This window comes from Tsuneonella sp. HG249, from assembly GCF_053819205.1.
Genome location: NZ_JBSOQY010000001.1, coordinates 1,754,599 through 1,774,717 on the forward strand (window position 1 = coordinate 1,754,599; position 20,119 = coordinate 1,774,717).

Genomic DNA, 20,119 nt, shown 5'->3' on the forward strand with positions numbered 1-20,119 from the left:
GTAGACTGCCTGCCGCCTAGGCAGCGACGCGCGGCGCTTCGGCCTCGAACCATTCGATGAGCATGGTGAGCACGTGGCGTACCGCCGCTTCCTGGTCCGAGACCCGGCTCTCGAGGGTAGCCAACCGCCGCTCCAACTCTTCCCGCGAACGGTCGTCGACACCGCGGAAACCGCCTACGTGGACCTCGCTGGGGACAGGCGCAGGCGATGTGTCTTTCACAACCCGAGCCGGAGCTTCCGAGCGGGCATGCGACTGTTCGCGCGGCACGGCGACGGGCGTCACGCTATCGCTCGCCATCTCGCGGCGAACCGCTGCCAGCATTGCCGTGTCGATCTCGCTCCGCTGCTCGACGGCGCCGAGCAACAACAGACGGTTCATCAACTGGTTGATCCGCCTCGGGATTCCCCCCGTCGCCTCGTAAAGCGCGGTGAACACGCCGGCACTGACGGACGGGTTGCCAGCCCATCCCACGCATTCGAGGCGGTGCCTGACGTAGCGCTCCACCTCGGCGGGCTCCATCGCCCCGAGATGATGCGCTGCGATCACGCGCTGGCGCAGTTGCTCGAGCCGATCGTGCTCCGCCAGCGTCCGCTGAAACTCCGGCTGGCCGAGCAGCAAGGTCTGCAGCAGCGGGTGGCTGCCGAGCTGGAAGTTGGACAGCATCCGAAGTTCTTCGAGAGCCTCGATCGTGAGGTTCTGCGACTCGTCGACCACCAGCAGGCAGCGGCGACCCGCCCGCGCTTCCTCGTGCAGGAACGCCTCGATCGCGCCAAGCGCGCTGGCCTTGTCGTGGCCTTCAACCGCGAGCCCCAGCGACTGCGCGACGACGTGAATCAGCTCCTCGCCATCGAGGTTGCTGGTGACGACCTGGCCCACGGTCAGCTGGGCCGGATCGATTTTGCGCATGAGGTGGGCGACCAGCGTAGACTTGCCCGCACCGACTTCGCCGGTGATGACGATGAAGCCCTCGCCCTGCGAAAGACCGTAGCCGAGGTAGCTAAGCGCCTTCTTGTGCGTGCTGCTCTCGAAATAGAACCTTGGGTCCGGGGTAAGCTGGAAGGGGCGTCCGGTCAGACCATAGAATTCGTCGAACATCGTCTGTCTTCCTTCGGCCGTCAGAAATCGTAGCGCAGGCCAAGCAGCGCCGCGGCGGTAGTGAGGTCTTGCCCGGCGGCTTCGCTGTCGAGCTGGTCGAGGCTGACCGCGGCGTTCGCCGACAGCCCTTCGATGAGGTACCGGCGATAGGCGGCCGATGCGCCGAGCGCGGTCGCGTCGCCGGCGTTCGAGACGTCGCTCATCAGCCACTGGATGCGCGAATTGACAGTGAACGAATCGTAGGGCGAGAGCTGCCCCGTGACGTAGCTCGCCAGCCAGTAGCTCTCGTCCGTCACGCCGTTCGCGGCGGCGAGCACGGTGCCGGGCGCACCGATGAACTTGCGCCGGTCGTAGCCGAGGCCAAGTCCCGCGCTCATGCGTCCGACCTGCTGCGCGTAGCTCAACTGAACGCCCCGGCCGCGGAAGACCGCCGAGCGCACCGAGCCGAGCGCGCCGACGAGGCAATTGCCGCCCTGGAGCGAGGCGACGCAGCCGTCGAGATCGCCGGTCACGGGATTGCGGATGGCGACGAAGTCCGTCGGCAGCGCGACCAGCGCGCGATTGAGTTGCCCGCCGAATCCGGTGAGCCCGTCATAGACCGAGACGTTGACCGAGCTGCGGGGGTTCGGCGCCCAGGCGAAGCTGCCGTAATAGGTGGTCGAATCGTAGCGCTGCCCGACATGCGCTTCAGCCGCCGTGCGCCGCGAAGGACGCCAGACCACTCCGACATCCCAGATCAGACCCGAAGTGTCGTAGGCAATTTGTCGCGGCGCGGATTTATCGGTGACGAGCCGGCCATCGGCCCCGACGACCGGATTTTCGGCGGCGTCGCGCACTGCATCGCGGTTCGATACCTCGACGTCCTCATAACCGATCCCGCCGACCGCCGCGAGACTCGGACCGAGCGGCACGGTCACGTCGGCGCGAACATGGCGGTCGCGAACGCGCTGGTCGAAGGTCGAGACGTCTTCCTGATAGAAGCCCCCGCCGATGCCGACGCCAATCGGCAGCGGTGCGTCGGGGCGCAGGCCTACGTGCGCGTTGGCCGACTGCGCGAGGCTCTCGTCCGACAAATCGATAGCCGGAGTTCCCGGCGCGGCGATCGCGTCACGGGTTTCGAACTTCGAATAGCCGATACGGTAATTCGCATTGAGTTCGGCGTCGCCCGCGCTGGTGTGCAGGTTAGGCCCCGCGTAGACCGAATATACCCGATTGTCGGCGGTATCGCGGCCACCAATCGGATTGGTGGCAATTCCATTCGCGTCCGCCAGCGTGCGAGTGGCCAGCGCGCCGCCTTCGATCGTCAACGCGCGCGGGACGATGGTAGCATAGCCGCGCGCGACGCCGCTCAGCGTGGACGCATCCGACACGGAATCGTCGTAGCCGAACGTCCGTTCGTAACGGATGGATGCCGCTCCGCCGTTGTTGCGGCCCTGGACGCTGAGGTCCACGCCCGCGGCGACCTGAGTGTAGGTCACCACGTCGTCGCCGGGCGAGAGCTGGGCGGCGAACACCTGGTTGACCTCGATGTAAGGGGCCAGGCGAGCCGTTCTCGACGGTTCGGCGCGCTTGGCCTCCTGCGCCAGGGCGGGCGCGGTGCAGGCCGCGGCATAGACCAGTATCCAGGCGAGGCGCCTCATGCGATCAGGCCCCGTAGCCATAGTATGAACCGAACTGGCGTCCGCTCGGCGAGAAGTGCGCACCGTTGAGCAGCAGCTTGATATTGGGACACGCGCCGAGAAGGTCGATAGCGTCCTCGAGAGCGCTGCGTCCGGTCTGGTCGACGCGCGCGATGAGGATGGCCTGGCCAACGTGCTTGGCGAGCTCGGCGGCGGGCGATGCGGCGAGTGCCGGCGGGCTGTCGAACACCACCGTCCGATTGGGCGCGCCGCGTGTGAGGCGGTCCAGCACTTCGGCGGTTCGGGCGCTTGCCAGCCACTCGCTGTCCGCGACCGTCTGGCCGCCGGCGGGAAGGACGAAAAGGCCCTCGATATCGGTCGACATGACAAGGCTTTCCACAGCGATCGCCGGGTCCGCCAACGCATCCATCAGGCCCGGGCCTTTCGGCAGCCCGAGGGTCGAGAGCACCGATGGCTTGGCGAAGTCGGCATCGACCAGCAGCACTTCGGCCCCGCGCTCGCCGGCCATCGCGATGGCCAGGTTTACCGCGCAGAATGTCTTGCCTTCCCCCGGATGCGGCGAGCAGACAAGCACCCGGCGCGCCGCCGCATCGCCCGACGCGCGAGCCGCGGACAGGACCTGGCGCTTGACGATACGAAACTCCTCGAGGAGCGCGGTCGCGCCTGCCTCGGGCACGATGATGCCGCGGTTCGCCAGCCGCTCCCGGTCGATCTCGTGCCGCACGCCGCCGAACCGGACCGGCCGCTCCCGCGCATCACTCGTTGGCGCGCTGGTGGTAACGGGCAAAGGTTCGTCGGGAAGCGGCGCCAACTCCGGCGCCTTCGCGGCGGGCGCCTTTGCCGTGCGAGCGACCCGCGGGCGATCGAAGGCGTGTGCGTCCGCTGCCGGGACCGGCGCGGGCCGGAAGGGATCGAGCCCGAAAGCGCCGCTTGCCCGCTCGAACAGGGAGTTTCCGATGTCAGCGGCGCCGGGGAGCGGGATCCTGCTGTGTTCGGTCATTATCCTCGCCCCCTCACGCGACCATGCCGCGCTGGACGAACTCGATACCGAGCAGCAGGACGAAAAGTCCGCCGAGGGCGCCGCTCGCCGCGTAGAACTGTTTCGTCCGCTTGGTGCGCAAGGCGCGCGCGCTTTCGCTCACCGTCTCGGAGATCGTCCCCAGGACGGGGAGGTCGAGCGCCCGCTCGAGCGAGTGTGCCGTGGCGAAAGTCGACCTCAGCTGGCTCAGGCCAAATACGGTCGCGACGCCGACGGCAAGACCGGCCAGCAATACGCCGAACAGCAGCAACGGGCGGTTGGGTGAGGCCGGCTGGCGCGGGGTGCTCGGCGGATCGACGACATCGAACTTGAAGCTGGAGCGCTGGTCCTCGACCTGCCCGCGCAGCCGCATCTCTTCGCGGTTCTGCAGCAGCTCGTCATACTTCTTCTTGAGCACTTCGTAGTCGCGACTGATCCGGTTGGCCTCGGCCGAGACAGCCGGCTCGCTCGCCTGGTCGGCCATGCCTCCGCTGATGTCGGCCTGTAACGCGGCCTTGCGGGCCATCAGCGCCGAGACATTGGCCTCGCGCTCGGCGCGGATCGAGACGAGTGAGCTATATGCTGGATTGGGCATGCCCGCGATCGCCCCGCCCCCGCTTCGCTGGAGAAGCGCAATCTGCCGCTTCAGGGCCACGATATCGGGGTGGCTGTCGGTCAGGCCGCGGGACTGCAGCCCGGCGAGCTGCGCCTGTGCCTGGCCCAGCGCGCTGCCGTCGCTACCGCCTGTTGACAGAGTGCGAGGCGTGCCGGCAAGCTGGCCGCTCACCGCCGCCAGCGCGCTTTGCGCCGCCGCCAGGTCGGCCTCTACCCCGCGCAGTTCGGCGCGCGTCGCATTGAGACGGCCGGAGATGGCGGTGCTGCCGCCGACGAGCTCGGGGTTTTGCGCTTCGAATGCGGAGAGCTTGGCTTCGGCCGCTTCCAGCTCCGCCTTTCGCTGGTCGAGCTGCTGGTCCAGGAATACCACCGTATCCGCCACTTCGCCGCGGTTGCCGGTGACGTTCTCCTCGCGGAAGATGTCGATCAGCTTCTGGACCACGGTGTGCGCCAGCTTTGCATTCTCGGCGTCCGACAGACCTCGTTCGCCTATCGTCGCGGTGATTGTGAACAGGCTGTCCTCGATGCTTTCGATCTTGACGTTCTCACCCAGGTTCTCGACCTCGCGGTCCATCTCGCGCTGGCTGGCGATGTCGCGGCCAAGGTCGGTCGCGCGGACGACTTTCTCGAGGTTCACGCCGCCGGCGAGGGTCTTCTTGACCCGCTCGATCTCGTCCTCGCCGCCGTTCGCGATCTTGAGTTGCTCGGACAACACGTCGTCTAGCTGGACGTAGATCCGGGCTTTGGATTCGTAGGTGTTGGGGATCAGCGCTACCGCAGTCCATCCCACCAGGCAGACGCCCCAGGCGACGCCCAGCACCAGCCAGCGCCGGGCCCATGCCGTGTGCGCGGCCGCGCGCAGTTCCTCGAAGACGTCGTTCATCGCCCGGCCTTCAGAACATGCTCTCGGGGATGATGATCACGTCGCCGGGCTGGAGCATGACGTTGGCCTCGCTCTCACCCCTCTTGAGGAGGTCGCCGAGGCGCAGGGCGAACTCGCTCTGGCGGCCGGCCGTCCGGTCGAAGCGGATCAGCTTGGCCTTGTTGCCCGCGGCGAACTCGCTGAGCCCGCCGACCGCGATCATCGCGTCGAGCACCGTCATGTTCGCGCGGAAGGGAATGCTGGCGGGCTTCTCGGTCGCGCCGATCACGCGGACCTGCTGGCTGAAAGTCCCTGCGAAGTTGGTCACGATGACGCTGACCAGCGGCTCTTCGATATACTGCGACAGCCGCGAGCGGATGTCTTCCGAAAGCATCGCCGGCGTCTTGCCAACCGCCGGCAGATCGTTGACCAGCGGCGTGGTGATGCGCCCGTCGGGACGGACCTGGATCTTCTCCGCACTCAGCTCGGGATTGCGCCAGACACTGATGGTGAGCTCGTCGAGCGGGCCGATAACGTAGTCCTCGCCCGGACCCTCCTGCATCGCCACGAACGAGGCGGGCGGCAACTGGCCCGAACCTCCGGTAGTGGTGCAGGCGCCGAGAGCGAGCACCGCGAGCGCAGTGCCCAGGAAATGGAAAACGGGCCGGTAGCCAAGCATCGAAGCGTCCTTGCTGGCGTCCGCACGGGGCATGAGCCGGTGACGACCGGCCCACCGCGGAACGCGTAAACTAGGCCGCTATCTCGCGGAAATTGGTGAACATACTGTTAGGCTTGAAGGGCCTTGCGAGGCCCGGTCCCACAACGGGACAACGCCCGGCGAAAGGTTAAACGAGCATCTCGCGCGCCGGCCCCTGGCCGAGGAAATTGGCAGGCGACGCGCTCGCTCCGTAGGCGCCGGCGCAGAATACCGCGACAAGATCCCCCACCTCGGCCCCGGGCAGGATCGCCTTGTCGGCCAGCCTGTCCAGCGGCGTGCAGAGGCAACCGACGACGTTCGCTTCCTCGTTAGCCGGCGCGTCGAAGCGAGTAGCGATCGCTACCGGATAGTTCCGCCGGACGACGGTGCCGAAATTGCCCGAGGCCGCTAGTTGATGATGGAGGCCCCCGTCGGTGACCAAGTATGTCTCCCCGTGACTGACCTTCTTGTCGACGATTTCGCACAAGTACACTCCGGCCTCACCGACGAGATAGCGGCCCAGCTCGAGGCAAAAGTGCGTGTCGGCGAGGCTGCCGGGCAGCGCCGAGCAACGCTCGGCTAGCCGCGCGCCGACCAGAGACAGATCGACCGGCGTGTCGCCCGCGAAATATGGGGTTCCGAGCCCGCCGCCCATGTTGAGCTTGGGCAACGGACCCCGGTCGATCGCGCGCGCGAGGTGGTCGGCAAGATCGAGAACATTGCCTTGCGCTTCGGCGATGGCTTCAGCGTCGAGCGCCTGGCTGCCGGCGAAAATGTGCAGCCCGCACCAATCAACCCCTGCGTCGATCAATTCGCGGGCGAGCGTGGGCACGCGTTCCGCGTCGATTCCGAACGGCTTGGCGCCGCCGCCCATCTTCATGCCGCTGCCACGCAGCTCGAAAGTCGGGTTGACGCGAATCGCGAGGCGCGGCGTCCGCCCCAGCCGGTTGGCGATCGCCAGCGCGCGGCGGGCCTCGTTCTCGCTTTCGCAATTGAGCGTGGCGCCAGCGCCGATCGCTGCCTCCAGCTCCCAATCCCGCTTGCCGGGGCCGGCAAAGCTTACGAGCGCCGGATCGATGCCCGCGTCGCGCACCAGCTCGAGCTCGCCGCCGGAGGCGATATCGAACCCGTCGGCCAAGCCCGCCATATGCTCGAGCACCGGCCGCCACGAGTTGGCCTTCACAGCATAGTGGATGGCGATTCGCACCGGCATCGCCGCGCGAAGCTCGGCCATCCGTGCGTCGAGATGAGCGCGGGAGTAAACGAACAGCGGCGTGCCGCCCGCTTCCGCGACCAATTGCCGCGCGGTCTTTCCGCCGATCGCCAGTTGACCATGGAGAGCCCCGTAGCCGAGCGGGATCGGCCCCAGCGGCTTCATGACGCCAGCTCCAGCGCCAGCACGTTACGATCGAGCTTGCCGTTAGGGTTGCGCGGCATCTCCGCGTAGGGACGGACAATCCGCGGCTGCATGAAATTGGGCAGCACCGCGGCCAGCGCCTTGCGCATCGTCGCTTCGTCGAACGCGCCCACGGGCCGAACGGCGAGGCACACCGCCTGCCCAAGCCGCTCGTCCGGCACACCCACAGCCACCGCCTCGGCCACCAGCCCGGTCGCGACCGCGGCGTCCTCGACTTCTTGCGGGCTGATGCGATTGCCGGCGCTCTTGATCATCGCGTCGCGCCGGCCGACGAAATAGAGCAAGCTGTCGGTCCCGCGTCGCACTCGGTCGCCGGACCAGACCGCCATCCCGCCGTAGACCGAGCCGCGCGGCGCCAGTCTGAAGCGCTCCGCGGTACGCTGGGGATCTTGCCAATAGCCTTGCGCCACGAGCGGTCCGCAGTGGACCAGCTCTCCCTCGGCGTCATCGGCGGCGACCTCTCCGTCGTCGCCGACGACGAGAATTTCCGCGAAGGGGATCGCCTGTCCCATCGATGTGGGATGTGTGTCGACCAGGTCCGGGTCGAGATAGGTTGACCGGAAGGCCTCGGTAAGGCCGTACATCGGAAACAGCCGGGCATCGGGAAAAATCCGCCGCAATGCCCGCACCAGGGGCTCGGTGAGCGCGCCGCCGCTGTTGGTCAGGCGGCGCATCGCCGCGGTCGCTTCCGCCGGCCATTCGATCTCTGTGAGCTGAACCCAAAGCGGAGGAACCGCCGCCAGCGTGGTAACGCCGTGCCGCACGCAGGCTTTTGCCACGTCTCGGGGGAAGAGGTAGTCGAGCGGGACCACGCAACCGCCGGTGTACCAGGTGCTGAAAAGCTGGTTCTGGCCATAGTCGAAGCTCAGTGGCAGCACCGCCAGCGTCACGTCGTCTGCGGCCATATCGAGGTAATGCGCTACGCTCACTGCGCCCAGCCACATATTGGCGTGGCTCAGCATCACGCCCTTGGGCTTGCCCGTCGAGCCGCTGGTGTAGAGGACAGCCGCCAACTTGTCGGGCTGCCAATTGGACGGATCCAGCGGCGCACACGCCGAAACCGGTTCCCACAAGTCCTCTTCCGCTATCGTGCCGCAACCGGAAGGCACATCGCCGGGTTCCAAGCTCCCCAGACGAGACTTGCTCCCGACCAGCAGAACCGCCCCACTGTCGCTCAGGATATGGGCTACCTGCATCCGCTTGAGCAGCGGGTTGATCGGCACATGGACGACACCGGCGCGGGCACAGGCCACGGGAAGAAGACAGGTCGCCTCTCCTTTGGCCGCCCAGCTTGCCACCCGGTCGCCTTCCGCCACTTGCTCCTTCAGCCAAGCGGCAAGGCGGCCGACACGGCTTCTTAAGTCCTCGTGGTTAAGGGTGCGCCCGCGCAGGACCAGCGCCGGCGAAGCGCCGTCACCCCGCTCGACGAGGTGATCGAGCGGCCGGGGCCGGGGATCAGGCGCGAGGTTCATGGTTACTCCGAGGGGCGGAAGCGAGCATTGGTCGCGGTCAGCTATCACCACACCGTTAACGTCTTGCAAGCCATCGATGCGGCACTGCCCGGGCCGTTCGACCGGCCCGAATGGTTCGCCGGGCTCGGCGATCCGCTGGTGGCGCTCGCCTCGGACGGGACAGCGAGCACGGCATTGGTCCTGTCTGAAGCGAGCGGCCACCTCGAATCCTTGTGCAACTGGTACAGCTTCGTCTGGCGGCCATTGGGCGATTCGCGCTTGCTGCCGGCTCTGGCGGCAGGCTTGCGCGAACGCACCCATCGGGTGACGCTCCGGCTCGTTCCTGGTGAAGACGGTTCCGCCGATGCCCTGTCAACGGCCTTCCGCGCGGCGGGTTGGCTGGTGGCCATCGACTTGTGCGACCACAACCATGTTCTCCCCGTCTCGGGCCGATCCTTCGTCGAATACTGGCAAAGCCGACCGGGCCCCATGCGGACGACCCACAAGCGCAAGGCCAAGAGAGTCGCGGTAACCGTTCTGGACCACTTCGATCCCGCCGCCTGGGCAGAGTACGAGGCGGTCTACCGGGAAAGCTGGAAGCCGCGTGAAGGCGATTCCGCCTTTCTGCGCGCGTTCGCCGAGGCCGAGGGGGCGGCCGGCCGCCTTCGGCTCGGTATCGCCAGGGCAGATGGCGAGGCCGTCGCTGCCCAGTTCTGGACCGTGGAGAGCGGAACCGCTTACATCCACAAGCTGGCTCACCGCGAGATCGCCAAGCCCCTCTCGGCCGGGACGACACTGAGCGCCGCCCTGTTCGAGCGCGTGATCGACGTCGACCGAGTCGAACTCGTCGATTTCGGGACCGGTAACGATCCCTACAAGCGCGACTGGATGGAGCTCGACCGTCCGCGTTACCGCATCGACTGCCTCGACCCACGACAGCCCAAAGCGTGGCCCTCGCTCGTGAAGCGCGCGGCGCGTGCGCTTGCGCCGCGTCGAAGCGGTCGCTAGGGGCCCTCGCGCTCGCGTTAGGGGACTCATCCCGAATGACTGACGACCACCATCTCGCGCCCAGTCGCGCCGCGATCGACGCCAAGCTGCGCGCGATCCTGTCGGACGTGCTCGGCCTCGACGCCGACAGGGTGGCCGCGTTCGATAACGACACCGGTCTGTTCGGGCACCTACCGGAGCTCGATTCCATGGCGGTCGCCGGCCTGCTGACCGAGATGGAGGACCGCCTCGATATTGTGATCGACGACGACGACGTCGATGGCGAGATGCTCGAAACCTACGGCGGCCTGCTGGCCTTCGCCGAGGGCAAAGCCGCTACCGCGTGAACCCGTTCGAATTCACCGATTGGCCGTGCCCCGCCCCCGGCGGCGGCACGCGCGAGGAGATGGCGCTCGCATTCGATCGGAACCGCGACCGGCGACTACTGGTGCTGCCCGCCTGGTTCGACGAAGCGAACAAGCTGCGCCGGCAGACGGTCGAAATCATGCGACGGCTCGATCTTTCCGGCATCGACAGCGTGCTGCCGGATCTGCCAGGGACCAACGAGAGCGAAGCGCCTCTCGCTGAACAGACCCTCGACGGTTGGCGGCGTGCAGGGGCGGCAGCCGCATCTCATTTTCGGATCACCCACGTGCTCACATGGCGTGCTGGCGCGCTGCTCGCTCCAGAGGGGGTGCCGGGATGGCAGTACGCAGCCATCGGGGGGAAGCAGGTCCTGCGGGCCATGCTGCGGGCGCGGAGCCTGTCTTCGCGGGAAGCCGGCCGCACAGAGCGTAGCGATGAGCTGCAGAGCCTGGGGCGCGAGCACGGCATAGAACTCGCAGGCTGGCAGCTCGGCCCGGCGTTGTTCGCGGCACTCGAGCGCGCCGAGCCCTCAGCGGGCCTCACCGAAATCGGCCAGTCCGATGTGGGCGGCCCGGCTTTGTGGCTGCGCGCGGAGCCCGACGAAGATCCCCATCAGGCCGACGCGATCGCGGCAATGCTCGCCTTCGGGATGGCGGGCGAATGAGCCGCCTGCACCTGACGTTCGCTTGCGAAGGGACCACCCTTGCCGGCACGCTCGATACGGCCCCCGGCGCCAGCGGCCTGTTGCTGGTGAGCGGCGGCAATGAGCTTCGCAGCGGCGCGTTCTCGGGCCAGGCTGCGCTGGCGAGCCGGATCGCGGCCGCCGGACACCCCGTGTTCCGCTTTGACCGGCGCGGGGTCGGTGATAGCGGGGGTGAAAACAAAGGGTTTCGCAAGAGCGGGGCCGACATCGAGGCGGCGCTATCGGCCTTCAGGGCGATCGCGCCGAACGTGGACCGGGTGGTAGGTTTAGGAAACTGCGACGCAGCAAGCGCGCTGATGCTCGGCCAAGGCGCGGGCTGCGACGCGCTGGTGCTCTCCAATCCGTGGACTATCGAAGACGACGACAGAGCGCCGCCGCCCGCTGCGGTTCGAGCGCGCTATGCGGAAAAGCTCAAAGACCCGCGCGAGCTTCTCCGCCTTGCGACCGGCGGGGTGAACATTCGCAAGCTCGTCAGGGGTCTCGCTCGCGCAGCGCGGCCGGCCGTCGCCCCAACCGCGCTCGCGGCGCAGATGCGGGCAGGAATAGCATCGTTCGAGGGACCGGTCCGCATATTGCTAGCCGGGGAAGACCGTACGGCGCAGGTTTTTGCGGAACGCTGGGATGCCGACGACGACCGGGTGCGCCGCTGCGAGCGGGCCAGCCATGCCTGGGTAGAAGCCCATGCCCGAGAATTCCTCGATCTTCAGCTGCTCGACATGCTCGGCGCCCGCTAGCGCAGGAACAGACTGCCGAGCTCGACGTGGGTGGACCAGCGGAACTGGCCGACCGGCCGCAGCTCCACCAGGCGAAATCCGGCGTCGGCGAGCACGCGTCCGTCCTTCGCCCAACTGGCCGGATTGCAGCTGATATAAACCACCCGCTGAACGCTGCTACGGGCGATCTGCTGGACCTGCTCGCGCGCGCCCGCCCGGGGGGGATCGAGCAGTATTGCGTCGAAGCCCGCGAGTTCGTCGGCCTGCAGCGGGTTGCGGAACAAGTCTCGATGGTGCGCCTTTACCCTGGCCCCTACCCGGCCCGCCGCTGCACTGCTTGCCAGATGAGCGTCCCGCGCAGCCTCGAATGCGGCGGCGCGCGCTTCTAGAGCGAAGGCGAACGTGCCCAATCCTGCGAATAGGTCCGCGACGGTCGCGGCGTCGGCAAGCCACTCGCGAGCCGCGAATATGAGCGCGGCCTCCCCGTCCGTGGTCGCTTGGAGAAAGGCGCCAGGCGGAAGCGCCACGGGCACCGCGCCAAGCGTTACGGTGACTGGCTCAGGCTCCCAGATCGTTTCCGCACCATATCCGTAATCGACCGTCAGCCTCGCCAGCTGGTTGGCTTGCGCGAAGGCGAGCACTGCCTCGGTCGCAGCCAGTCCGTCCATGGCAAGATTGCCGATCCCGCATGCGACACCCTGGTCCGACAGGGTGAGTTCCACCTCGCTCGCCCAGCGGCCCCGCTGCATCCCCAGCAACTTGCGCAACGGCTCGACCAGCGCGAACAGCTCTGGCCGCAGCACGTGGCATTCGCGCATGTCGACGATCCGGTGCGAACCCGCTTCCCGGAAGCCGATCGTCGCCCGCTTGCCCTCGCCGCTCGCATGTAAGGTCGCGCGGCGGCGGCTGCGCGGGGGCGACAGGTGAGCGGCGACGAGCCGCTCGGGCTCGAGGCCCTGCCCGGCCGCGGCGAGGACCACGCGGTCGGTCACGAAGGTGGCCAGCGCGGCCTCGTCGAGGTGCTGGAGCTGGCAACCGCCGCAGCGCGGAAAGTGCCGGCAAGGCGGAGTCGCGTGGTGAGGTCCCGGGATCAGGGTCCCGTCCGCCTCAATGATGTCGCCGGGGGCGGACAATGCCACGTGCCGGCCGCTCGCCGTGACCCCGTCACCCTTTGCGGCGACGCGAACGATTCCCTCAGATGGCGTCACAGGAAACGCGCGTATGCTGCTGGGATATTTGACACAAGGTCGTCGGCAGCAAAAGCGGGGCCGGCGGCCCTAGCGGCCTCGGCGTGCAGCCAAACCGCCTCGCTGGCCGCCTCGAAAGGAGTCAGGCCGGTCCCCAGCCGACTGGCGGCGAGCCCCGCCAGAACGTCGCCCGTACCGGCCGTTGCGAGCCAACTGGGTCCCGACGGAAAAAAGGCCGTTTGCCCATCAGGGGCCGCCAGAACAGTGTCGGGACCCTTCGCAAGGACCGTCACCCCCGTGATTTCGGCGAGCCCGCGGGCGCTGGTGAGCTTGTCGCGCGCATCTACGCCGAAGGCGGCGCACATGGTCGCAAGCTCTCCATCGTGCGGTGTGGCCAGAAGGTGCTGGGCGTCCACCCCTTCGAGCAAGTCCCAATCGAGCAGATGCAGCGCGTCGGCATCGAGCACCGTCGGCAGCCGCGCCTCGAGCACGGCGTCGAGTCGATCGCGCGCGCAATCGTCGCGTCCGAGGCCAGGCCCAACGAGGAGCGATGACCAGCGCCGATCCGCAAGGGCTTTTTCCAACGGCTCCAAATCGACGACGAGCGCAGCCGGCGCACACGCCGGTGGTGCGCTCGCCAGGAGCTTCACGTAACCCGCCCCGGCCCGCATTGCTGTGGTGGCAGATAGCACCGATGCGCCTGGCATCGCCCCGCCCACCACGCCCACCAGCCCTCTGCTGTACTTGTGCGCGTCTCGCACCGGCGCCGTCAGCGCCGGGGCGTGAGCCACCCGCGCGCCCACCTCGGCAGGCGAGATGCCGATGTCGACCAGCCGCGTCGCTCCCAGGCGCTCGAGTGCGGGCAAAAGGAAATGCGCCGGCTTCCACGCCCCCAGCGCCAGCGTCAGATCGAAGCGAGGGACGCCTCCCAGCAGCGCGCCATCGTCGGTCGCCACCCCGCTCGGCAGGTCGACCGCCACGCTGAAGGCATGGCGCGCCGCGAGGTCAGCCAGCATCGCATCGTGCTCCGCCGCCAGGGGGCGGGTGAGGCCGGAGCCGAACAGGCAATCGACGAACACTCCGCCATGGCCGGTCGGGGGGGAGGTGGTCGTATTCCCTATCCACGCCGACCGCGCCTTGCGCGCGGCCTCGGTCTTCGGCTCAACCGGAGCAACCACGCTGACGAACAGCCCGCGTTTAGCCAGTGCCTGTGCAATCACGTAGCCGTCGCCGCCGTTGTTCCCCGGACCGCACAGCACCGTTACCGGCCGTCCGGCCGCCATGCGCCACACCCAATCCGCCGCGCCACGTCCGGCGCGCTGCATCAGTTCGTCGACCGAGACGCCATCGGCAATCAGCCGTGCTTCCGCCTCGCGCATCTGCGCGCCGGTGAGCACCTGGTCATTGCCCTGCATCGAGATCCGCCGGAAACCGATAGCGGTCCGCGCCGACGGTGACCTGCAGCACTGGCGGCTCGCCGACCAACTGGTTGAGCGCCACGTCCGCACCGTCGATGGCGACCATGCCGCTGCGATCGTCGGCAATGCGGAAACGGCGGAAACCGCCGTCAGGGTGGCGGACGACAAACTCGGTGCCCTGCTCGCCGTCCGCCCGCTCCACGAGGCAGTCCGGCCCGAACGCCGAGCCATCGCCGAGCGCGCAATCGATTCTCGCGGCCTCTGGACCGGCCTGTGCCTGGGTAGCCCCCTCGCTGCAGGCCCCGAGCGCGAGCAGCGACAGCGCAACCAGCCTCATCGGCGCAGCCGGCTTATGTCGCGCACTGCGCCGCGTGCTGCGCTCGTCGTCATGGCCGCATAAGCCTGCAGCGCAGGCGAGACAGCGCGCTGGCGCGGCTTGGCGGGAAACCAGCCCTTTGCCTCCTGCTCAGCGCGGCGGCGGGAGAGTTCGTCGTCGGGAACGACAAGCTGGATCGCCCGATTGGGAATATCGATCTCGATCCAGTCACCGTCGCGCACGAGGCCGATCGTGCCCCCCTCGGCCGCTTCGGGGCTGCAATGCCCGATCGAGAGACCGCTGGTGCCGCCCGAGAAGCGCCCGTCGGTCACCAGCGCACAAGCCGCGCCGAGGCCCTTCGATTTGAGGTAGCTCGTGGGGTAGAGCATTTCCTGCATACCGGGGCCGCCGCGCGGCCCCTCGTAGCGGATGACCACCACGTCGCCGGAGACGACCTGGTCGGTCAGGATCGCGGCAACGGCGGCGTCCTGGCTCTCGTAAACCTTGGCCGGACCGCCGAAAGTCAGGATGCTTTCGTCCACCCCGGCGGTCTTTACGATGCAGCCGTCCTTGGCGAGATTCCCGAACAGCACGGCGAGCCCGCCATCCTGGCTGAAGGCATGCTCGCGGCTGCGGATGACCCCGCCCTGCCGGTCGGTGTCCAGCGCCTCCCAGCGCTCGGCTTGGCTGAATGCAGTCTGCGTCGGCACCCCGCCCGGGGCGGCGCGGTAGAAGTCCTGCACCTTCGGATTGTTGGTCAGCCGCACGTCCCAGTCCGCGAGCGCGTCGCCCATCGTTGGCGAGTGCACGGTCGGCAGCGCGGTATGGAGCAGCCCGCCACGATCGAGCTCGCCGAGGATCGCCATGATCCCGCCGGCGCGGTGGACATCCTCCATGTGCACGTCGCTCTTAGCCGGCGCGACCTTGCACAGACACGGCACCTCGCGGCTCAGCCGGTCGATGTCCTGCATGGTGAAGTCGACCCCGGCCTCGTGCGCGGCGGCGAGCAGATGGAGCACGGTGTTGGTCGATCCGCCCATGGCGATGTCGAGGCTCATCGCGTTCTCGAACGCCTCGAAGCTGGCGACATTGCGCGGCAGCACGCTGTCGTCGCCCTCGCCGTAGTAGCGGTGGCAGAGCGCCACCACGAGCCGGCCAGCACGCTCGAACAGCCCCTGCCGGTCGGCATGGGTGGCGAGCACCGAGCCATTGCCCGGCAGCGACAGCCCGAGGGCTTCGGTCAAGCAGTTCATCGAATTGGCCGTGAACATGCCGCTACAGGAGCCACAGGTCGGGCAAGCGGCCTTCTCGATCTCGGCCACTTCCTCGTCGGTGTACTTCTCGTCCGCCGCCGCGACCATCGCATCGACGAGGTCGAGCGCCACGGTCTTGCCCTTCACCACCACCTTGCCCGCCTCCATCGGCCCGCCGCTTACGAACACCGCGGGCACGTTGATTCGCAGCGCCGCCATCAGCATGCCGGGGGTGATCTTGTCGCAGTTGGAGATGCACACCATCGCATCGGCGCAATGGGCGTTGACCATGTATTCCACGCTGTCGGCGATCAGCTCGCGGCTGGGGAGCGAGTAGAGCATTCCGTCGTGCCCCATCGCGATGCCGTCATCGACCGCAATGGTGTTGAATTCCTTGGCCACGCCACCTGCGGCCTCGATCTGCCGCGCGACCAGCTGGCCCAAGTCCTTCAAGTGCACGTGCCCCGGCACGAATTGGGTGAAGCTATTGACCACCGCCACGATCGGCTTGCCGAAATCGCCGTCCTTCATCCCCGTCGCGCGCCAAAGGCCGCGCGCGCCGGCCATGTTGCGGCCGTGGGTCGATGTGCGGGATCGGAGTTCTGGCATCGGGAGGTCCTTGGTTGTCGCGGCGGGCCTAGGCCAAGCGCCGCGCCGACCCCAACGGCTTTTCCTTACGCCGCCTCAAGCCTGATTGCCACTTGCCCGGCGACCTCGGCGATCAGCGCGGCCCAGCGCGCCTGGCCGGCTTCGCTTTCGATCTGGTCCTGCCGCACCTCGATCGCCAGGTATGGCCGGCCGTGCGCCTCGGCGTGCCGGTTCATCGTCGCGTTGAGCTGCCTGCCAGAATAAGGCTCGTTATCACCGACAGTTAGGCCGCGTTCCTCGAACAACCTGATAGCGTGGCGAGCGGCGCGATCGTCCTGATTGTAAAGCAGCGCGACCTCCCACGGACGCGGCGCGGGCGCGCTGCGGAGCGCGGGCGTGAAGCTGTGCATCGAAATGATGAGCGCAGGCTCGGCGGCGGCCAGCCAAGCTTCCAGCGCCGCATGATACGGGCGGTGAAAGCGGGCGAGCCGCGCTTCGACATCCGCGCCGAGGTTGCCTGGGATGATATGCCCGTCGCTCGCTTCGGGCACGACGGCGGGATTGTCCTCTTCGCGGTGCAAATCACAAACGAGGCGGCTGACGGTGGCGAGATGCGCGGGAAACCCGGCGCGCTCGGCAACGCCATCGACGCCGATATCGATCGCGATATGCTCATGGAGCAGTGCGAGGTCGACGCCGAGTTCGATATCGCAGGGCACGAAGTTCGAGGCATGATCGGCGACCAGCACGATTCCGCCTTTGCGCGGTCCAGGGCCGACGTGGCGCCAGGGCTGCCACCCGCTCATGGACGCAGCTTCCCAGACATCTGCCACCACTCCGGATTGAGCTCGCCGAAGATCGCCGCCGCCCGGTCGCGCTGGGCTTCGGTCTTGTAGAGCCCGAAGCATGTCGCGCCCGAGCCGGACATCGCGCTCATCCACGGATCGGTATCGTTGAGCCCTTCGAGCACGTCGGCAATCACCGGGCAGAGTTCGATTGCCGGTTTCTCCAGGTCGTTGCGCCCCTTGCTCGCGATCTTGCTGGCGGGGCCACTTGGAAGCGCCCCACGGTCCACCCCGTCCCATCCCGCGAACACCGGCCCGGTTTCGAGCGGCACCCGCGGATTGACCAAGAGCACCGCCATCCCGGTAAGGTCGTTCTCGACCGGCTCCAGCTCGGTCCCCGTCCCCCGCCCGATGGCCATCTTGCTCTCGACGCAAGCCGGCACGTCCGCGCCGAGCGAAGCCGCCCGCTGGGGCCAATCCTCGGGCAAGCCATGTATCGCCTCGACGATGCGGAACACTGCACCAGCATCGGCAGAACCTCCGCCAAGACCTGCGGCCACGGGGAGGTTCTTCTCCAGCGCTATCGCCAACCCGCCGCCACGGGGCAGTTTGCCGAGCATCTTGGCAACGATATTACCAAACGGATCAGCCAGTTGTGGGGCAAACTCACCAACGACCGTCAACTGGTCGCGAGCCGCCGGGCGCGCACTCAGCACATCCCCTGCATCGACAAACGCAAACAGCGTCTCGATCTCGTGATACCCATCCTCGCGCCGGCGCCGCACATGCAGCGCTAGGTTGATCTTGGCATAGGCGGTCTCGGTCGAAGCCATCGGTCGCCCTCAAACCCCTGCGCGGATAGCGGGCATCGGCGGAACATGCACGGCCGCTAACATTTGTGGTATTGTGATCGAAGAAGCGGAAAAGACCGTCGCCCTGAGCAAGCAGCTCGCGGCTGCCGGTGGGCTGATGGTCGTGATGACCCTCATCCACGCGCTCGGACTCACGGCAATTTCGCGCATGTTGCACCTGCGCGAGAAGCACCTCGAGGAGCTCGACTTCGGCATCCGCAGCATCTTCACCATGTCGGCAATGGGGGTCCTGCTCTTGTTGCTGCACACGATCGAGATCGGCGGCTTCGCATGGTTTTACCTCTGGGTGGGCGGCGTCGAAACTGTTGAGGAGGCTCTGTTCTACTCAGCATCGGCCTACGCGACGCTCGGGCGAACCGCCGAATACTTCCCGCCCGATTGGCGGCTCATCGGCGCGTTCGAGGCGCTAATCGGCTTCCTCCTGATCGGTTGGTCGACCGCCTTCATAGTCAGCAAAGTCAACAAGCTGATGCCCGGCTAACCGTCACATGTTCGGATAGTTAGGCCCGCCGCCGCCTTCGGGCGTGACCCAGGTGATGTTCTGGTTGGGATCTTTGATGTCGCAGGTCTTGCAGTGGACGCAGTTCTGGGAGTTGATCTGGTATCGTGGTTGCCCGGTCGCCTCGTCGACCAGCCATTCGTAAACGCCAGCCGGGCAGTAGAACTGCGAGGGGCCTCCGAAGACGCCAAGCTCGCTGCGCTTTTGCAGCTCCATGTCCTTGACCACCAGGTGGACCGGCTGGTTTTCGGCGTGGTTGGTGTAGCTGTAGGCGACGTTGGTCAACCGGTCGAAGCTGATCACCCCGTCAGGCTTGGGGTAGACAATCTTTGGGTACAGGTCGGCGCGGCCGGTCATCTCGCTGTCGCGATGGTGCTTGAAGGCCGGGATGATCGGCATTTTCAAATAGCGCAGCCACATGTCGATCCCGGCCACGATGGTGCCCATGTCGCCGCCGAACTTGGCGACCGCGGGCTGCGCGTTTTGCACCAGCTTCAGCTCGGTGGCGATCCAGCTGTCGCGCACGGCCGCGTCATAGTCCATCAGCGCGGCTTTTTCCTCTCCGCGCCCGATGGCGGCGGCCACCGCCTCGGCGGCGAGCATGCCGCTCTTGATCGCGGTGTGGCTGCCCTTGATGCGCGGCACATTGACGAAGCCGGCCGAGCAACCGATCAGCGCCCCGCCCGGAAACGCAAGCTTGGGCACGCTCTGCCAGCCGCCCTCGTTGATCGCCCGCGCGCCGTAGGCCACGCGCTTGCCGCCTTCGAGGTACTCGGCGATCGCCGGGTGATGCTTCCACCGCTGGAACTCGTGATACGGGCTGACCCACGGATTGCGGTAATCGAGCGCGGTGACGAAGCCGATCGCGATCTGCCCGTTGGCCTGGTGGTAGAGGAAACCGCCGCCCCAGCTTTCACTTTCGGAAAGCGGCCAGCCCTGAGTGTGGATCACCCGGCCAGGCACGTGCTTGTCGGGCGCGATGTCCCAGATTTCCTTGATGCCGAGACCGTAGACCTGCGGCTGGCAATCGGCCTCGAGGTCGTACTTCGCTTTCATCCGTTTGGTCAGGTGGCCGCGCGCGCCCTCGGCGAACAGCGTGTACTTGGCGTGGATTTCCATCCCCGGCTGGAAGTCGCCCTTGTGTTCGCCGTCGGCGGCGACGCCCATGTCCTGGGTGATAACGCCCGCGACCGCGCCATCTTCGCCGATTATCACCTCGCTTGCGGGGAACCCGGGGAACACCATCACGCCGAGGCCTTCGGCCTGCTCGGCAAGCCAGCGGCACATATTGCCAAGGCTGCCGGTATAATTTCCCTCATTCGACATGAACGGTGGCATCATGATGTGCGGCAGGCTGGTCTTGCCCTTCTTCGACAGCACCCAGTGCCAGTTGTCGGTCACCGGCACTTCGGCCATGGGGCAGGTCTCGCGCCAGTCGGGGAGGAGCTCGTCGAGGCCCTTGGGATCGACCACCGCGCCTGACAGGATATGCGCGCCGATCTCGCTGCCTTTCTCGAGAACGACAACCTCGAGCTCGGCATTGATCTGCTTGAGGCGGATCGCCGCAGCGAGGCCAGCGGGACCGCCACCTACGATCACCACGTCGCACGGCATCGATTCACGATCAATCATGGGT

The 20,119-nt window shown here is 67.2% G+C and carries 19 protein-coding genes; 5 read left to right on the forward strand and 14 right to left on the reverse strand.

The window, feature by feature from the left end; genetic code table 11:
- Positions 1–16 precede the first annotated feature (16 nt).
- The 7 genes from ACWPM1_RS08850 to ACWPM1_RS08880 all read right to left on the reverse strand — a co-directional run bounded on the left by ACWPM1_RS08850 (position 17) and on the right by ACWPM1_RS08880 (position 8,817).
- A complete protein-coding gene (locus ACWPM1_RS08850) occupies positions 17–1,096 on the reverse strand; it encodes an XrtA/PEP-CTERM system-associated ATPase (RefSeq protein ID WP_455694471.1) in 1,080 nt (359 codons plus the stop codon).
- 20 nt (positions 1,097–1,116) lie between these two features.
- A complete protein-coding gene (locus ACWPM1_RS08855) occupies positions 1,117–2,736 on the reverse strand; it encodes a preprotein translocase subunit YajC (RefSeq protein WP_455694472.1) in 1,620 nt (539 codons plus the stop codon).
- Between the two features lie 4 nt (positions 2,737–2,740).
- On the reverse strand, positions 2,741–3,736 hold the full coding sequence (locus tag ACWPM1_RS08860) for a capsular biosynthesis protein (RefSeq protein ID WP_455694473.1): 996 nt from the start codon (positions 3,734–3,736) through the stop codon (positions 2,741–2,743).
- A gap of 13 nt (positions 3,737–3,749) precedes the next feature.
- Positions 3,750–5,252, reverse strand: a complete 1,503-nt coding sequence (locus ACWPM1_RS08865; RefSeq protein WP_455694474.1) for an XrtA system polysaccharide chain length determinant — start codon at positions 5,250–5,252, stop codon at positions 3,750–3,752.
- A 10-nt stretch (positions 5,253–5,262) separates the two neighbouring features.
- Positions 5,263–5,910: an XrtA/PEP-CTERM system exopolysaccharide export protein gene (locus ACWPM1_RS08870; protein WP_455695147.1), complete on the reverse strand. Its 648-nt coding sequence runs from the start codon at positions 5,908–5,910 to the stop codon at positions 5,263–5,265.
- Positions 5,911–6,076: 166 nt separating this feature from the next.
- Positions 6,077–7,306 carry a pyridoxal-dependent decarboxylase, exosortase A system-associated gene (locus ACWPM1_RS08875; RefSeq protein ID WP_455694475.1) on the reverse strand — a complete coding sequence of 410 codons (1,230 nt, stop codon included), beginning with the start codon at positions 7,304–7,306 and terminating at the stop codon, positions 6,077–6,079.
- Entirely contained in the window at positions 7,303–8,817 is a 1,515-nt protein-coding gene (locus ACWPM1_RS08880) for an acyl-CoA ligase (AMP-forming), exosortase A system-associated (RefSeq protein WP_455694476.1), read from the reverse strand. Before ACWPM1_RS08880 ends, ACWPM1_RS08875 begins: the two co-directional genes overlap by 4 nt.
- A 27-nt stretch (positions 8,818–8,844) precedes the next feature.
- Between ACWPM1_RS08880 and ACWPM1_RS08885 the strand changes: the two genes are divergently transcribed.
- The 4 genes from ACWPM1_RS08885 to ACWPM1_RS08900 are packed head-to-tail and all read left to right on the forward strand — an operon-like array spanning position 8,845 to position 11,586.
- The gene (locus ACWPM1_RS08885; RefSeq protein ID WP_455694477.1) at positions 8,845–9,804 is read left to right on the forward strand and encodes a GNAT family N-acetyltransferase; all 960 of its coding nucleotides are present in this window, start codon (positions 8,845–8,847) and stop codon (positions 9,802–9,804) included.
- Positions 9,805–9,839: 35 nt separating this feature from the next.
- Positions 9,840–10,130: an acyl carrier protein gene (locus ACWPM1_RS08890; RefSeq protein WP_455694478.1), complete on the forward strand. Its 291-nt coding sequence runs from the start codon at positions 9,840–9,842 to the stop codon at positions 10,128–10,130.
- A complete protein-coding gene (locus tag ACWPM1_RS08895; RefSeq protein WP_455694479.1) occupies positions 10,127–10,813 on the forward strand; it encodes a hypothetical protein in 687 nt (228 codons plus the stop codon). The genes ACWPM1_RS08890 and ACWPM1_RS08895 overlap by 4 nt, the downstream gene beginning before the upstream one ends.
- A complete protein-coding gene (locus ACWPM1_RS08900; RefSeq protein ID WP_455694480.1) occupies positions 10,810–11,586 on the forward strand; it encodes a hydrolase 1, exosortase A system-associated in 777 nt (258 codons plus the stop codon). The genes ACWPM1_RS08895 and ACWPM1_RS08900 overlap by 4 nt, the downstream gene beginning before the upstream one ends.
- On the opposite strand, the gene ACWPM1_RS08905 is transcribed toward ACWPM1_RS08900, so the two are convergent.
- The 6 genes from ACWPM1_RS08905 to ACWPM1_RS08930 all read right to left on the reverse strand — a co-directional run bounded on the left by ACWPM1_RS08905 (position 11,583) and on the right by ACWPM1_RS08930 (position 17,945).
- Complete coding sequence (locus ACWPM1_RS08905) at positions 11,583–12,773, reverse strand: class I SAM-dependent RNA methyltransferase (protein ID WP_455694481.1); 1,191 nt, start codon at positions 12,771–12,773, stop codon at positions 11,583–11,585. The genes ACWPM1_RS08900 and ACWPM1_RS08905 overlap by 4 nt on opposite strands.
- Positions 12,770–14,167 (reverse strand): NAD(P)H-hydrate dehydratase, encoded by a 1,398-nt coding sequence (locus ACWPM1_RS08910; protein ID WP_455694482.1) that lies wholly within the window; start codon positions 14,165–14,167, stop codon positions 12,770–12,772. The genes ACWPM1_RS08905 and ACWPM1_RS08910 overlap by 4 nt, the downstream gene beginning before the upstream one ends.
- Positions 14,154–14,507, reverse strand: a complete 354-nt coding sequence (locus ACWPM1_RS08915) for a hypothetical protein (RefSeq protein WP_455694483.1) — start codon at positions 14,505–14,507, stop codon at positions 14,154–14,156. Before ACWPM1_RS08915 ends, ACWPM1_RS08910 begins: the two co-directional genes overlap by 14 nt.
- The gene (gene ilvD, locus ACWPM1_RS08920; protein WP_455694484.1) at positions 14,504–16,348 is read right to left on the reverse strand and encodes a dihydroxy-acid dehydratase; all 1,845 of its coding nucleotides are present in this window, start codon (positions 16,346–16,348) and stop codon (positions 14,504–14,506) included. The genes ACWPM1_RS08915 and ilvD overlap by 4 nt, the downstream gene beginning before the upstream one ends.
- Positions 16,349–16,413: 65 nt before the next feature.
- On the reverse strand, positions 16,414–17,133 hold the full coding sequence (locus ACWPM1_RS08925; protein WP_455694485.1) for an N-formylglutamate amidohydrolase: 720 nt from the start codon (positions 17,131–17,133) through the stop codon (positions 16,414–16,416).
- On the reverse strand, positions 17,130–17,945 hold the full coding sequence (locus tag ACWPM1_RS08930; protein ID WP_455694486.1) for a 4-(cytidine 5'-diphospho)-2-C-methyl-D-erythritol kinase: 816 nt from the start codon (positions 17,943–17,945) through the stop codon (positions 17,130–17,132). Before ACWPM1_RS08930 ends, ACWPM1_RS08925 begins: the two co-directional genes overlap by 4 nt.
- Before the next feature lie 73 nt (positions 17,946–18,018).
- Here ACWPM1_RS08930 and ACWPM1_RS08935 point away from each other — a divergent pair, with 73 nt between their 5' ends.
- A complete protein-coding gene (locus ACWPM1_RS08935) occupies positions 18,019–18,465 on the forward strand; it encodes a hypothetical protein (protein WP_455694487.1) in 447 nt (148 codons plus the stop codon).
- Between the two features lie 3 nt (positions 18,466–18,468).
- Here ACWPM1_RS08935 and ACWPM1_RS08940 read toward each other — a convergent pair whose 3' ends face one another.
- Positions 18,469–20,115, reverse strand: a complete 1,647-nt coding sequence (locus tag ACWPM1_RS08940) for an electron transfer flavoprotein-ubiquinone oxidoreductase (RefSeq protein WP_455694488.1) — start codon at positions 20,113–20,115, stop codon at positions 18,469–18,471.
- Between the last annotated feature and the right edge of the window lie 4 nt (positions 20,116–20,119).